12 protein-coding genes and 1 pseudogene are annotated in these 13,726 nt (G+C 73.5%); 4 read left to right on the plus strand and 9 right to left on the minus strand.

The genetic code is table 11. From position 1 onward, the window contains the following. Positions 1-279: 279 nt before the first annotated feature. On the plus strand, positions 280-2,352 hold the full coding sequence (locus ACY0MR_RS25425; RefSeq protein WP_473555553.1) for an MDR family MFS transporter: 2,073 nt from the start codon (positions 280-282) through the stop codon (positions 2,350-2,352). Between the two features lie 29 nt (positions 2,353-2,381). On the opposite strand, the gene ACY0MR_RS25430 is transcribed toward ACY0MR_RS25425, so the two are convergent. Both ACY0MR_RS25430 and ACY0MR_RS25435 read right to left on the minus strand, forming a co-directional pair. Next, positions 2,382-2,867: a GNAT family N-acetyltransferase gene (locus ACY0MR_RS25430; protein ID WP_388799280.1), complete on the minus strand. Its 486-nt coding sequence runs from the start codon at positions 2,865-2,867 to the stop codon at positions 2,382-2,384. A gap of 50 nt (positions 2,868-2,917) precedes the next feature. Further along, on the minus strand, positions 2,918-3,253 hold the full coding sequence (locus tag ACY0MR_RS25435; RefSeq protein ID WP_361850511.1) for an antibiotic biosynthesis monooxygenase family protein: 336 nt from the start codon (positions 3,251-3,253) through the stop codon (positions 2,918-2,920). Between the two features lie 403 nt (positions 3,254-3,656). Here ACY0MR_RS25435 and ACY0MR_RS25440 point away from each other — a divergent pair. Together ACY0MR_RS25440 and ACY0MR_RS25445 are read left to right on the plus strand one after the other, a co-directional pair. After that, a pseudogene (locus ACY0MR_RS25440) lies at positions 3,657-3,749 on the plus strand (alpha/beta hydrolase); the annotation flags it as partial. Between the two features lie 145 nt (positions 3,750-3,894). Then, positions 3,895-4,530 (plus strand): alpha/beta fold hydrolase, encoded by a 636-nt coding sequence (locus ACY0MR_RS25445; RefSeq protein WP_473555555.1) that lies wholly within the window; start codon positions 3,895-3,897, stop codon positions 4,528-4,530. A gap of 63 nt (positions 4,531-4,593) precedes the next feature. Here the strand turns inward: ACY0MR_RS25445 and ACY0MR_RS25450 are convergent, their stop codons facing one another. The 3 genes from ACY0MR_RS25450 to ACY0MR_RS25460 all read right to left on the minus strand — a co-directional run bounded on the left by ACY0MR_RS25450 (position 4,594) and on the right by ACY0MR_RS25460 (position 7,682). Further along, on the minus strand, positions 4,594-5,262 hold the full coding sequence (locus ACY0MR_RS25450; RefSeq protein WP_361850509.1) for an O-methyltransferase: 669 nt from the start codon (positions 5,260-5,262) through the stop codon (positions 4,594-4,596). After that, complete coding sequence (locus tag ACY0MR_RS25455; RefSeq protein WP_473555558.1) at positions 5,259-6,353, minus strand: DUF2330 domain-containing protein; 1,095 nt, start codon at positions 6,351-6,353, stop codon at positions 5,259-5,261. The genes ACY0MR_RS25450 and ACY0MR_RS25455 overlap by 4 nt, the downstream gene beginning before the upstream one ends. 63 nt (positions 6,354-6,416) lie before the next feature. Next, positions 6,417-7,682, minus strand: coding sequence for a cytochrome P450 (locus ACY0MR_RS25460; protein ID WP_404080286.1), 1,266 nt, complete (start codon positions 7,680-7,682; stop codon positions 6,417-6,419). A gap of 228 nt (positions 7,683-7,910) precedes the next feature. Here ACY0MR_RS25460 and ACY0MR_RS25465 point away from each other — a divergent pair, with 228 nt between their 5' ends. Further along, entirely contained in the window at positions 7,911-9,080 is a 1,170-nt protein-coding gene (locus ACY0MR_RS25465) for a steroid 3-ketoacyl-CoA thiolase (RefSeq protein ID WP_388799292.1), read from the plus strand. A 99-nt stretch (positions 9,081-9,179) separates the two neighbouring features. Here the strand turns inward: ACY0MR_RS25465 and ACY0MR_RS25470 are convergent, their stop codons facing one another. From ACY0MR_RS25470 to ACY0MR_RS25485, 4 genes are all read right to left on the minus strand, one after another. Further along, positions 9,180-9,581 (minus strand): aggregation-promoting factor C-terminal-like domain-containing protein, encoded by a 402-nt coding sequence (locus ACY0MR_RS25470; RefSeq protein WP_361850501.1) that lies wholly within the window; start codon positions 9,579-9,581, stop codon positions 9,180-9,182. 286 nt (positions 9,582-9,867) lie between these two features. Then, complete coding sequence (locus ACY0MR_RS25475; protein ID WP_473555562.1) at positions 9,868-10,755, minus strand: ECF transporter S component; 888 nt, start codon at positions 10,753-10,755, stop codon at positions 9,868-9,870. After that, positions 10,752-12,521, minus strand: coding sequence for an ABC transporter ATP-binding protein (locus tag ACY0MR_RS25480; RefSeq protein WP_473555565.1), 1,770 nt, complete (start codon positions 12,519-12,521; stop codon positions 10,752-10,754). The genes ACY0MR_RS25475 and ACY0MR_RS25480 overlap by 4 nt, the downstream gene beginning before the upstream one ends. After that, positions 12,518-13,678, minus strand: coding sequence for an energy-coupling factor transporter transmembrane component T (locus ACY0MR_RS25485; protein WP_361863450.1), 1,161 nt, complete (start codon positions 13,676-13,678; stop codon positions 12,518-12,520). The genes ACY0MR_RS25480 and ACY0MR_RS25485 overlap by 4 nt, the downstream gene beginning before the upstream one ends. Between the last annotated feature and the right edge of the window lie 48 nt (positions 13,679-13,726).

Below are 13,726 nucleotides of genomic sequence, written 5' to 3' on the forward strand. Positions count from 1 at the left end.
CGAGACAACTGCTGGCGATTATGCAGCCCGTCTCCCGCGGGGCGACGGACAGGCGGCCGAACAGCCCGGCGGACCGGCGCACGAACACGCCGGTGAGAGGGCGGGCGACCGGTCGGCGGGCGGTCGCCGACGGGCCGCCGCGGGCCGGGCGGGCCGGCGGCGCACTGCACCCGGCTGCCCCCTCCGCCAGGCCGTATCCGGACATTCGGACCAGGATGGAGACGCCGTCCCATGGCGCGTCCGGCGGGACGCCCGACGCGACGCCCCGAGGAGGCGCCCATGGCCCAGCACGTCAGCCCCTCCGAGGTCGGCGGCGGCGCTCCGGGCCCCGGGCAGGGGCAGGGCCACCGCACCGTCCTCGTGGCGATCGGCGCGCTGCTCCTCGGCATGCTGCTGGCGGCCCTCGACCAGACCATCGTCTCCACCGCGCTGCCGACCATCGTCAGCGAGCTCGGCGGCATGGAGCACCTGTCCTGGGTGGTCACCGCGTACATGCTCGCGTCCACGGCGGCCACCCCGCTGTGGGGCAAGCTCGGCGACCAGTACGGGCGCAAGAAGCTGTTCCAGGCGGCGATCGTCCTCTTCCTCATCGGCTCGGCGCTGTGCGGCATCGCCCAGAACATGCCGCAGCTCATCGCCTTCCGCGCGATCCAGGGCCTCGGCGGCGGCGGCCTCATGGTCCTGTCGATGGCGATCGTCGGCGACCTGGTGTCGCCCCGGGAGCGCGGCAAGTACCAGGGCCTCTTCGGCGCCGTCTTCGGCACCACCAGCGTCCTCGGTCCGCTGCTCGGCGGGGTCTTCACCGAGCAGCTCTCCTGGCGCTGGGTCTTCTACATCAACCTGCCCATCGGCATCGTCGCCCTCTTCGTGATCGCCGCCGTCCTCCACATCCCGGTCCGCTCCACCCGGCACACCATCGACTACCTCGGCACCTTCCTCATCGCCTCCGTCGCCACCTGCCTGGTCCTCGTGGCCTCGCTCGGCGGCACCACCTGGGCCTGGGACTCGCCGCAGATCATCGGACTCGCCGTGCTCGGAGCGGTCCTGCTCGTCGGCTTCGTGCGGGTCGAGCGACGGGCGGTCGAGCCCGTCATCCCGCTCAGGCTCTTCGGGATCCGGACGTTCAGCCTGGTCGCGGTGATCAGCTTCGTCGTCGGCTTCGCGATGTTCGGAGCCATGACCTACCTGCCGACCTTCCTCCAGGTCGTGCAGGGCGTCACGCCCACCATGTCGGGCGTGCACATGCTGCCGATGGTGGCCGGCATGCTGATCATGTCGACGGGCTCCGGGCAGATCGTCTCCCGCACGGGCCGCTGGAAGGTCTTCCCGATCGCCGGCACCGCCGTCACCTGCGTCGGGCTGCTCCTGCTCCACGGGCTGACGGAGAACAGCTCCACCTGGGAGATGAGCGTCTGCTTCTTCGTCTTCGGCGCCGGCCTCGGCCTGGTGATGCAGGTCCTCGTCCTGGTCGTGCAGAACTCCGTCCCGTACGAGGACCTCGGCGTCGCCACCTCCGGAGCCACGTTCTTCCGCTCCATCGGGGCGTCGTTCGGCGTCGCCGTCTTCGGCACGATCTTCACCAGCCGGCTCACCGGCAAGCTCGACGAGGTGTTCACCGCCGCCACCGCGGCGGGGCAGGCCCTGCCGCCCGGCATCGGCCCCGAGCAGGTCGCCGCCGACCCGCGCACGGTCGCCCGGCTCCCGGCCGACCTGCGCCCCTCCGTCCTCCACGCGTACGCCACGTCCATCACCGACGTCTTCCTGTACGCGGCGCCCGTCGTCCTGGTCGCCTTCGTCGTGGCCTGGTTCCTCAAGGAGGACAAGCTGCGGGGCTCGGTCACCGCTCCCGACACCAGCCAGACGCTCGCGTCCAACCCCGTCGAGCGCTCCTCGTACGAGGAGTGCGCCCGCGCCCTGTCGGTCCTCGGCTCCCGCGAGGGCCGCAAGGCGGTCTACGAGAAGATCACCGCCCGCGCCGGGCTCGACCTGCTGCCCGCGGCGAGCTGGCTGCTGCTCCGGATCCGCCGCCACGGCACCGTCGAACCCGCCCGGCTCGCCGAGCACGTGCCGGTGCCCCTGGAGGTGATCAGCCGGGCCTCCCGCCAGGTGGAGGAGCGGAGCCTGGTCCTCCGGGAGGGCACCCAGCTGATCCTCACCGAGGAGGGCGTGGGGGCGGCGACCCGGCTGGCCGCGGCCCGCGAGGAGTCCCTCGCCGAGCTGCTCGGCGACTGGTGGGGACCGGACCGCCCCACCGACCTGGTGAAACTCGTCGAGGAACTGACCGCGGAACTCAGCGGATCGGACGCCGAACGCCCCCACGACCCGGACCCGCCCGGCGGTTCCCGCTCCTGACCCCCGGGCGCCCCGCGGGACGGGAGCCCTCAGAGGTCCTTGCCGTACCAGATGTCCATGTACGGGCCCGTGCAGTACGCCGGGATCTCGCCGTACCCGTGCCGGGTGTACAGGGCGCGCGCCTCGACCAGGTCGAGGCGCGTGTTCAGCACCATCCGGCGGGCGCCGAGCCCGCGCGCCTCGTCCTCCAGGCGGTCCAGGAGCGCGCCCGCGCCGCCCCGGCCGCGGAAGGCGTGCCGCAGGAAGACCCGGGTCAGTTCGGCGCGGTCCCCGTCGAGGAGGAGCACGCCGCCGCAGCCGGCCGGCTCGCCCTCGTACCGCGCGACCAGGAACCGGCCGGTCGGCGGGGTCAGCAGCTCGGCGCCGTCGCCGGTGAGGCCCTCGTCGAGCTCCTCCCGCGTCACGGGGCGCTTCCAGTAGCGGCTCGCGACGTCGTCCAGGTAGTCGCGGCGCAGCGCGGCGGCGTCCGGGGTGTCGACGTGCTCGGGGGAGAAGGTCCAGGTCATGCGCGCCATTGTGCGGCGCGCACGGCCCGGGGCGCGCCCGGTTTTCCGGGCGGTGGGGGTCAGCCCCGCGGGGACGCCTGCTGGACGACCTCGAAGGACCAGAGGGTGGAGCCGGAGGCGGCGGGCCTCGGCCGCTCGCCGCCCTCGGAGCCGCCCGCGCCGCCCTCGTGCGCGGCCTTCATGGAGCCGTTCATCCAGGCCTGGAAGTCCTCCTCGCTGCGCCAGCGCGTGTACACGAGGTACTGGTCGGTGCCCTCCACCGGACGCAGCAGCTCGAACCACTCGAATCCGTCGGACCCCTCGACGGCCCCGGCCCGCGAGGCGAACCGCTTCTCCAGGACCTCACGCTGCTCGGCCGGCACGGTCAGGACGTTGATCTTCACCACACTGGGCACTTGACACCTCTCGGGAAGCACGGGCCGGGCGCTGTGCCGAGCCTTGATCGCATACGTGCAGTCTCGTACATCCGCCGGTCAAGGCGACGTGAGGACGGGGCAGCGGCCGCGCCGCACTCCCGGCCCGGGGGTCGCAGCGGGGGCGGTGGGGTACGGCGCCCGGACGCCTGGGTGATCGCGCACTCGCGAGACGGCGCGTCCTGTTAGGGTCGTCCGCATGTGTTCCGTCATCCACAACCGGCAGGCGCTCCGCACCCGTTCGGACCGCTGACCGCGGTGCCGGGGTGAGCCCGGCGCCCGGACCCGCGTCCGCCACGTGCCCTCGCGCCACGTGCTCTCTCGCCCTGTGACCTTTCGTGCCGCGCCCCTTCGTGCCGCGCACGACGATGACGAGGAACCTCCTATGCGCGCATCCTCGCGCCCCACTTTCGTATGCGTCCACGGCGGCTCCAGCAACGCACGGGCCTGGGGCCCGCTGCGGAACGAGCTGGCGCTGCTCGGACACCGTTCGTACGCCGTCGACCTGCCCGGGCACGGCGAGCCGGGCCGACGGGCCCGCCGCCTACCACCGGCAGCCGCAGGACCCGGTCGCGCTGGCGGCCGCCCCGTCCCCGATGAGCGGCGTCACGCTCCGGGACAACGTGCTGCACGTGACGGAGGTCCTGCGGCGGCTGGCCCCGCTGGGGCCGGTCGTGCTGGTCGGCCACAGCCTCGGCGGACTGACGGTCGGCGCCGTCACCGAGGCCGTGCCCGACCTGGTGGACCGGACGGTCTACCTCTCCGCGCTCTGCCTCGCCGATCCGGCGATGCTCACCGAGGCCTGGGACGTGGCCGACGCGAACCTCCTGGAGGCGGCGGTGGCGCGGATCGCCGTCCCGCTCACGGGCGCGGGCGTTGATCCTGGGGTGGTCCGGCTGAACTGGCGGGCCGCCCACGCCGATCCGGCCGTGTTCGCCGAGCTGAAGGCCGCGATGATGGCGGACTCCACGGACCGGGCGTTCGGGGCCCTGCTCGACACCCTCGACCCGGACGAGAACCACGGGGTGCTGGAGCCGGGGGCGGTGGTCACGGCGGAGCGCTGGGGCCGTGTCCCGCACACCTACGTCCGGCTCTCGCGTGACGCGGCCCTCACCCCCGCGGTGCAGGACCACATGATCCGCACGGCGGACCGGCTGACCCCGGACCACCCCTTCGACGTGCGGACCCTGGACGCCTCGCACGTCGGCTACTTCAGCCGTCCCGCGCTCTTCGCGGAGCTGCTGGCGGACCTCGTCTGACGACGTCCGGCGCCTCCCCTCGCCCGCTCCTGGGGAGGGGAGACGTCCGGGCGTGCGGGGCGGTCAGCTCACGACGCGGGCGAGCAGCAGGCCGTCGTGTCCCTTGGCGCCGACGGTCTGGACGGCCGTCGCGTCCAGGCGGGGTTCGGCGGCGACGAGTTCGAAGAGGGCGCGGGTGCCGGTGATCGCCGGGTCGTCCGGGTCCGGCGTCGTGATCCTGCCGCCGCGCACCACGTTGTCGACGACGATCACCGTGCCCGGGCGGGAGAGCCGCAGGGCCCACTCCACGTAGCGCGGGTTGTTGACCTTGTCGGCGTCGATGAAGACCAGGTCGAACGGGCCCGCGCCCTCCGCCTCCAGGGCCGGCAGGCTGTCCAGGGCGGCGCCGGTCCGGACCTCGACGAGCTTGTCCAGGCCGGCGTGGGCGATGTTGGCGCGGGCGACGTCCGCGTGCGCCGGGTCGTACTCCAGGGTGACGAGCCGGCCGTCGGCGGGCAGGGCGCGGGCCAGCCAGATCGTGCTGTAGCCGCCGAGGGTGCCGATCTCCAGGATGTTCCGGGCGCCCTGCATCCGGGCGAGCAGCTGGAGCAGCTTGCCCTGGTTGGGGGCGACGGCGATCTCGGGGAGTCCGGCCGCCGTGGAGGCGTCGAGCGCGGCGGTCAGCGCCTCGTCGGCGGGGGCGATGGTCTCGGTGAAGTAGGCGTCGACTGCGTTCCACTGAGGGTTCGTCATGCCGCCGAACGTACACCGGTCCCGGGTGCCTGGCGGCGCCGTGCGACCCGTACGGCCAGGAGCGCCGCGAGGAACAGGCCGCCGCCGACGGTGAGCAGCCACACGGGGATTCCGCCGGGCACGGTGAGCAGCCGGTCGGTGTACTCGACCCGCCGGTACGGGGTGTCGGCGACGGCGCGCAGGTGGTGGTCGTCGTCGATCCGCTCCGGGTGCGGGAAGTCCTGCTCCAGGACGGTGAGGTGGACCGGCCGGTCCCCGGCCAGCCGGGCGACGGCGCCGTCGGGTCGGTCGATCCGGCCGGCGAACGTCACCTCGGGGGCGTCCCCGCCGATGGCGGAGCGGGGTTCCATCCGGTGCTCGGAGAGGATGGAGAGGCCGAGGCTCTGGGAGTTCCTGGCGAGGCGCGAGAGCCGCATGGGGTAGACGAGTTCGCCGGAGCCGAAGGTGATGCGGAGCGGGGTCAGCTCGCCCCGGAGGACGGTGTTCTCCTCCTCGGGGGCGAGGCGGACGGCGACGTACTCCCACCTCCGCTCCACGTAGGGCTGGAGTGCGTCGGTCAGGCGCTCGGGGAGCGCGAAGCCGTGGGTGCGCAGCCAGGTGCCGAGGGCCTTCGGGTCGGTCGCCGTCAGCCGGGCGACGTCGAAGGGGCCGAGGCGTTCGCGTCCGACGACGCCGACCCCGCTCGCGCCGGGGGGCGGGGCGCCGGCTGCGGAGCCGTCGCCGTGGCCGGTGTCGAACGGCCAGTCGCCGGTGCGCGGCCAGAAGTACGTGCGGTCGCGCTGCTCGGGGGCGGCGAGCCGGTCGAGCGCGTCGAAGAGCTCCGGTTCGCCGAGGGTGACGTCGGCGCGCCGCGGTACGGGCATGATCCAGGCGGCCTGGGAGGCGTTGCCGTGGACGTTGAAGCGCATGACGACGGTCTCGGTGCGGCCGTCCCAGTGGACCGCCGACTCCTCGCGGTCGACGCCGATGCGCTGGTCCGCGGTGGGGATCATGGCGCCGCAGCCGCAGGCGTACGCCGGTGCGACGAGCGAGCCGAGCTGGAGCGCGAGCAGCGCGACGATGGTGGTCAGGATTCTGTGTGTCCCCCGCATGCGGGGTGGGACGTGCCGGCGGAGGTTCCGGTTCCCCGGCGGCCGGCCCGTCCCTCGGCTCGTTCAGGCCCCGGCGCGGACCCTGAGTTCCTTCACGCCGTTCAGCCAGGCGGCCCGCAGCCGGCGCGGTTCGCCGACGAGGGTCAGGTCGGGCAGGGCGTCCGCGATCGCGTGGAAGATCAGCTCGATCTCCTTGATGGCGAGGGACTTGCCCAGGCAGAAGTGGGGTCCGCCGCCGCCGAAGCCGAGGTGGGGGTTCGGGTCGCGGGTGATGTCGAAGCGCTCGGGTGCGGTGAACACCTCGGGGTCGTTGTTGGCGGAGGAGTAGAAGAGGCCGACGCGGTCGCCCTTGGCGATCTTCTGGCCGCCGAGTTCGGTGTCCTGGGTCGCGGTCCGCTGGAAGGAGACGACGGGGGTCGCCCAGCGCACGATCTCCTCGGCGGCGGTGGCCGGCCGCTCCCGTTTGAAGAGTTCCCACTGGTCCGGGTGGGTGAGGAAGGCGTGCATGCCGTGGCTGATGGCGTTGCGCGTGGTCTCGTTGCCGGCGACGGCGAGCAGCAGGACGAAGAAGCCGAACTCGTCGGAGGAGAGGTTGCCCTCGCCCTCGGCCGCGACGAGTCGGCTGACGATGTCGGCGGCCGGGCACTTCTTGCGCGCGGCGGCCATGTTCATGGCGTAGCCGATGAGCTCCATCGCCGCCTCGGCGCCGATCTCCTCGGTGATGGCGTATTCCGGGTCGTCGTACGCGACCATCTTGTTCGACCAGTCGAAGATGCGGGAACGGTCCTCCTGGGGGACGCCGATGAGTTCGGCGATGGCCTGGAGGGGGAGTTCGACGGCGACCCGGGTGACGAAGTCGAAGGTGCCGTCGGGGTCCGCGCCGTTGCGGGCCTCGGCGACGATGGCGTGCGCCCGGTCGCGCAGCGCGGTCTCCAGGCTCCGGACGGCCCGGGGCGTGAAGCCGCGCTGGACGATCTGGCGGACCCGGGTGTGCTCGGGCGGGTCCATGTTGAGCATGATCAGCTTCTGGACCTCGATCTGGTCGCGGGAGATGTGCTCGTTGAAGCGGATGACGGCCGTGTTCTCGTTCGAGGAGAACAGCTCGGGGTGCGTGGAGACGTACTTGACGTCGGCGTGGCGCGTGACGGCCCAGTACCCGCCGTCCGCGAAGCCCGTGACGCCGGGCTGCTGGGCGCACCACCAGACGGGCGCCGTCCGCCGCAGCCGGGCGAACTCCGGGAACGGGACGCGGTCGCGGAGCAGGTCGGGGTCGGTGGCGTCGAACCCCTCGGGAAGACGCCCGTCGGGGAGGTGGGGGCAGGCGGCCATCGGCAACACTCTCCATATCTGATGGACCATCAGAAGTTGCCGGGAAAGTTAGTAACGAGTTCTACAAGTAGCAAGGCCTGGAACGGGAAGTGTTGCCTCCCGGACCCTTGCGTACCCGCGGTAGCAGTCATAAGACTGCACTCAGAACTAGAACGCGTACTAGTTCCCCCGTGACGCCGACCGACGGGATGCCGGGACGCCCCGTCCGGTCGAGGAGAGGACGAGCTCATGGCCGCGGAACCCGTCATCGTCGAAGCCGTACGCACCCCCATCGGCAAGCGCGGAGGCGCGCTCGCCAACCTCCATCCCGCCTACCTCCTGGGCGAGACCTACCGGGAACTCCTCGGGCGCACCGGCATCCACGCCGACTGCGTCGAGCAGATCGTCGGCGGCACCGTCACGCACGCCGGTGAGCAGTCCATGAACCCCGCCCGCACGGCCTGGCTCACCATGGGCCTCCCCTACGAGACGGCGGCGACCACGGTCGACTGCCAGTGCGGCTCCTCGCAGCAGGCGAGCCACATGGTCGCCAACATGGTCGCGGCCGGCGTCATCGACATCGGGATCAGCTGCGGCGTCGAGGCCATGTCCCGCGTTCCGCTCGGCTCCGGATCCAAGCACGGACCCGGCAAGCCCTTCCCCGACGAGTGGAACGTCGACCTCCCCAACCAGTTCGAGGCCGCCGAGCGCATCGCCCGCCACCGCGGCCTCGGCCGCGAGCGCGTCGACTCCCTCGGCCTGCTCTCCCAGGAGCGCGCCGCGCGGGCCTGGTCCGAGGAGCGCTTCAAGCGCGAGACCTTCGCCGTCCAGGTCCCCACCACGGAGGAGGAGCAGGCCGCCGGGCAGGGCATGTGGCGGCTCGTCGACCGGGACGAGGGCCTGCGGGACACCACCATGGAGGGCCTCGCCCGCCTCAAGCCCGTCATGCCGACGGCCGTCCACACCGCCGGGAACTCCTCCCAGATCTCCGACGGCGCCGCCGCGATCCTGTGGGCCTCCAAGCGCATGGCCCGCGCCCTCAAGCTCAAGCCCCGCGCCCGGATCGTCGCCCAGGCCCTGGTCGGCGCGGACCCGCACTTCCACCTCGACGGACCGGTCGACGCCACCCGCGCCGTCCTGGGGAAGGCCGGGATGTCGCTCCGGGACATCGACCTCGTCGAGATCAACGAGGCCTTCGCGTCGGTCGTCCTGAGCTGGGCCCAGGTCTTCGACCAGGATCTGGAGAAGGTGAACGTCAACGGCGGCGCCATCGCCCTCGGCCACCCCGTCGGGGCCACCGGCGCCCGGCTGATCACCACGGCCCTGCACGAGCTGGAACGCACCGACAAGGAGTTCGCCCTGGTCACGATGTGCGCGGGCGGTGCCGTGGCGACCGGGACGATCATCCAGCGGCTCTGACGTCCCGGAAGAGCGCGGAAGCGTCCGGAAACGCCGCAGGCCCCGCCCTCCCTGACGGGAGGCGGGGCCTTGCGGTGGGCGCGGTGCGGCGGGTGACGGTCAGTACCAGCCGTGGGTCTGCCAGAACGACCAGGCGGCGTTCGGGGAGCCGTAGCGCTCGTTCATGTAGTTGAGACCCCACTTGATCTGGGTGGCGGGGTTCGTCTTCCAGTCGGAGCCGGCCGAGGACATCTTCGAGGCCGGGAGGGCCTGGACGAGGCCGTAGGCGCCGCTGGCGGAGTTGGTGGCCTTGTGGTTCCAGCCGGACTCGTGCGAGACGATCTTGCTGAAGGAGGCGTACTGCGAGGCGGGGACGATCTGCCGGGCGATGTCCTGCGGGCTGGCGGCGGAGGCCGCGCCCGTCGTGCCGAGAACCGCACCCGACGCGCTCAGCAGCACGGCCGCGGAGGCGGCGAGGGTCTTCTTGCGGGCGGCGACACGGGTGGTGATCGAGCGGATCAAGATCTCTACCTAACTTCGGGGACCAGGACGGCGTCAGGCGATTTCGGCAAGCCGGAACCAGAGCCCGGGGAACCCGGGGACTGGGGGGAACCGGCCGTCCGAGGCGCTGCGGTGAGCACCGGCTGCCTGGCGACGTCCACCAGACAAGCAGGGCCGGAACGCCGACGCAACGACCCCCTGTACGAGGAAGGTTCGGACCCGGGCAGGAGGTCCCGAGGGGGGAGTACGGGATGTTTCCGCAGGTCATGCCCGGGAGTGGGCGGTTTGCTCCGATACCGCCCGACTACTATTCCGCGTCGTACGTGACGTAGGTCCTGTGGGGCGGCTCACCCGGGGAGGACCTCCCGGGGACCTCGAATGTGACCTGGGCCTCGAAGTTCGCCCGCCGCGTGGCCCGGCGGAGCGCCTTCAGGAGCGTGCCGCCGACGGTGAGGGTGAGGACCACGGTGAGGACGGCCCGCCCCAGGTCCCAGCCCAGGGAGGTCGCGGTGACGTAGGCCAGGAAGCGGACCATGTTCTCGTGCAGCGGCGCGCCCGGCTGGAAGGAGATCCCGCTGCTCAGGCCCTGGAGCAGCACCCAGCCCTGCAGATTCATGATCGTGCCGTACGCGAAGGCCGCAGCGAACCCGTACGCGGACAGCATCAGCAGCTCGCCCCGGCCCCGCAGCCACGGCCCCGGGAGCAGCCCGGCGCCCATGGTGAACCAGCCCATCGACAGCATCTGGAACGGCATCCACGGCCCCACACCCCCGGTGAGCAGGGCCGACGCGAACATCGTCACCGCCCCGAGGACGAACCCGAAGCCCGGCCCGAGGACCCGGCCGCTCAGCACCATCAGGAAGAACATCGGCTCCAGACCGGCCGTGCCCGCGCCCAGCGGCCGCAGGGCGGCGCCGACGGCGGCCAGCACGCCCAGCATCGCCACCGCCTTCGCGTCCATGCCGCAGTCCGCGATCGTCGCCACGACCACCGCGACCAGGAGCGGCAGCAGGGCCGCGAACAGCCACGGGGCGTCCCCGGCGTGCGAGGTCACGGCGGAACCGGCGTCCGCGAAGAGGGGCCAGCAGAAGGCGAACAGCCCGACGAGCGAGACGAGGGCCAGCGCCGTGACGGAGCGGGGCCCCAGCCGGACCGGGCGGGCGGGCCGGGTCGGGCGGTCGGCACGGGTGCTCACAGCAGCGCCCCCTCCACCTGCTCGACCGTGAGCCACGGCTGCGGCGCCAGGATCTTCGCCACCTGCGGGGAGAACGCGGGGGAGGAGACGACCACCTCGGCCGTCGGCCCGTCCGCCACCACCTCGCCGTCGGCGATGATCACCACCCGGTGCGCCAGCTCGGCCGCCAGCTCCACGTCGTGCGTCGCCAGGACGATCGCGTGACCGTCGGCGGCGAGCGCCCGGAGGTGGGTCACCAGCCGGGCCTTGGCCGCGTAGTCCAGGCCGCGGGTCGGCTCGTCCAGGAGGAGCAGGGGGGGCCGGCCGGTCAGGACCACGGCGAGCGCCAGGGCCAGCCGCTGTCCCTCCGACAGGTCCCGCGGATGGGTGCCGTCCGCGACGCCCGGCAGCAGCTCGGACACCAGGGCCCGGCAGGTCCCGGGAGCAGCGCCCGCGTCCCCGTCGGCCGCCACGCACTCCGCGCCGACCGTGTCCGCGTACAGCAGGTCGCGCGGCTCCTGCGGCACCAGACCGACCTGCCGGATCAGCTCGCGCGGGCTGGTGCCGTGCGGGGTGCGGCCCCCGACCAGGACGGAGCCGGAGGTCGGGGCGATCATGCCGACGAGGGTGGACAGGAGCGTGGACTTCCCGGCGCCGTTCCGCCCCATCAGGGCGATGGTCTCGCCGGCCCGGACCCGCAGGTCCACGGCGCGCAGGGCCTCCACGCGGCCCCGCCGCACGCCGAGCCGCTCGGTCAGTACGAGGGGAGACGCGGCCGGGGCCGCGTCCGGGCCCGTGGCGGGGGTCGCGGGCCGGGTGCGGCGCCGCAGGAACGACAGGCCGCCGCCCCGCTCCTTTCCGCGACCGGACGGCCCCGCGCGGAGTCCGCCGTCGACGGCGGGGGAGGCGGCACGGGCGGCGCCGGGCGTGCCCCCCGCCAGAGCCGGCGGCGGCGCGCCCCCCGCGGGAACCTCCTGGGGGACCCGCCCCTCCAGCCGCTCCTTCAGGCCTCCGGCCCGCCGTCGCGCGTCCCGCACCGAGAGCGGCAGCGGCTCCCACCCGGCCAGCCGGCCCAGCCCCACCACCGGCGGGTGCACCGGCGAGAGGGCCATGATCTCGGCGGGGGAGCCCAGCACGCCCTCCGGGAGCATCAGCACCCGGTCCGCGTACTGCACCACCCGCTCCAGCCGGTGCTCCGCGAGCAGCACGGTGGTGCCCAGGTCGTGCACCAGCCGCTGGAGCACCGCCAGGACGTCCTCGGCCGCCGAGGGGTCGAGGGCCGAGGTCGGCTCGTCCAGGACCAGCACCTTCGGGTGCGGGGTCAGGACCGAGCCGATCGCGACCCGCTGGCGCTGCCCGCCGGAGAGCGTGGCGATCGGGCGGTCGCGGAGCTCCGCGAGGCCCAGCAGGTCCAGGGTCTCCTCGACCCGGCGGCGCATGACGCCGGGGGCGAGGCCCAGGGACTCCATGCCGTAGGCCAGCTCGTCCTCGACCGTGTCGGTGACGAAGTGCGCCGACGGGTCCTGGCCGACCGTCCCCACCACGTCCGCCAGCTCGCGCGGCGGGTGGGTCCGGGTGTCGCGGCCGTCGACCGTGACGCGGCCGGTCAGCGTGCCGCCCGTGAAGTGCGGGACGAGGCCGGAGACCGCGCCGAGGAGGGTCGACTTGCCGACGCCCGAGGGGCCGACGAGCAGGACCAGCTCCCCCTCGGGGACGGTCAGGCTCAGATCCCGCAGGGTCGGCTCGGCGCCCTCGTAGGTCACCGAGACGTTCTCGAAGCGGATCACGCCATCTCCTTCGCAGCGGACGCCGTCCCGGGACCGGGATCGGCCGCGGGCCCCCGGAGGGGAGCGGGTACGGGGGCCGTGAACGCCGGCAGCAGACCCACCAGGACCGACAGCGCCGGCCAGAGCGGCAGCTCCGGCGCCTCCAGCGGCACCACTCCGGGGTGCAGCGCCTCCGGCGCGTACGCGTTCGCCCAGATCATCAGGACTGCGACCGCCACCCCGGAGCCCGCGACCAGCCAGGCCCGTACGCCCCAGCGGTCCGGGCGGTACCGGGTGCGGACCGTCCGCAGGCCGCCGAGCCGCAGCCCCGCCATGGCCGCGAGCAGCCCCACCCCCAGCAGCGGCAGCCCGTACCCGGCGCCCTCCGCCGCGAGGAGTCCGTACGACCCGGCGCAGATCCCGAGCAGCCCGCCCAGCGTCAGGGCGTTCGTGGTCCGGCGCACCGAGGCGGGGACGCGGGCCGTGCGCCCGTACCCGCGGGCGTCCATCGACGCCGCGACCGCGATCGACCGCTCCAGGGCCCCCTCCAGCACCGGCAGGCCGATCTGCAGGACCGCCCGCACCCCGCCCGTGGGACGGCCGCGCAGCCGCCGGGCGGTCCGCAGCCGGACCACGTCCGCGACCATGTTCGGCGCGAACGTCATCGCCACGACCACGGCGACCCCGGCCTCGTACAGCGCGCCCGGCAGCGACTTCAGCAGCCGCGCCGGGTTGGCCAGCGAGTTCGCCGCGCCGACGCAGATCAGCAGGGTCGCCAGCTTGGCGCCGTCGTACAGCGCGAACACCAGCTGCTCGGCCGTGACCCGCCCCCCGATCCGCACCCCCTGCGCCCAGTCGGGCAGCGGCACCTCGGGCAGGGTGAACAGCGGGTGGGTGCCCGGGATCGGGGAGCCGAGCAGCAGCGAGAACACGACCCGCAGGAACACCACGAACAGGCCGAGCTTGACGAACGCGCCGTACGAGCGGGCCCAGGGCGCGTCCGTGCGCCGGGCCGCCACCACATAGCCCGCGACGCCCACGAGCATGCCGAGCAGCAGCGGGTTCGTCGTGCGGGAGGCGGCGACGGCCAGGCCGAGCGCCCACACCCACCACGCACCGGCGTGCAGGGCGTTGGACCGGGTCGCCTCCGGGGCGCGGAGGGCGGTACTCACCTTCATACGGGGGCTCGTCTTCGTCCGGGGAGCGGGGGACGTCACGGCGGTCAG

The sequence above is a fragment of the Streptomyces sp. JN8 genome, assembly GCF_055808075.1.

Coding starts and splice junctions, on each gene's coding strand:
- ACY0MR_RS25425 (WP_473555553.1), top strand. CDS start 280: ATGGCCCAGCACGTCAGCCCCTCCGAGGTCGGCGGCGGCGCTCCGGGC.
- ACY0MR_RS25460 (WP_404080286.1), bottom strand. CDS start 7,682: ATGGCCGCCTGCCCCCACCTCCCCGACGGGCGTCTTCCCGAGGGGTTC.
- ACY0MR_RS25450 (WP_361850509.1), bottom strand. CDS start 5,262: ATGACGAACCCTCAGTGGAACGCAGTCGACGCCTACTTCACCGAGACC.
- ACY0MR_RS25485 (WP_361863450.1), bottom strand. CDS start 13,678: ATGAAGGTGAGTACCGCCCTCCGCGCCCCGGAGGCGACCCGGTCCAAC.
- ACY0MR_RS25455 (WP_473555558.1), bottom strand. CDS start 6,353: ATGCGGGGGACACACAGAATCCTGACCACCATCGTCGCGCTGCTCGCG.
- ACY0MR_RS25430 (WP_388799280.1), bottom strand. CDS start 2,867: ATGGCGCGCATGACCTGGACCTTCTCCCCCGAGCACGTCGACACCCCG.
- ACY0MR_RS25465 (WP_388799292.1), top strand. CDS start 7,911: ATGGCCGCGGAACCCGTCATCGTCGAAGCCGTACGCACCCCCATCGGC.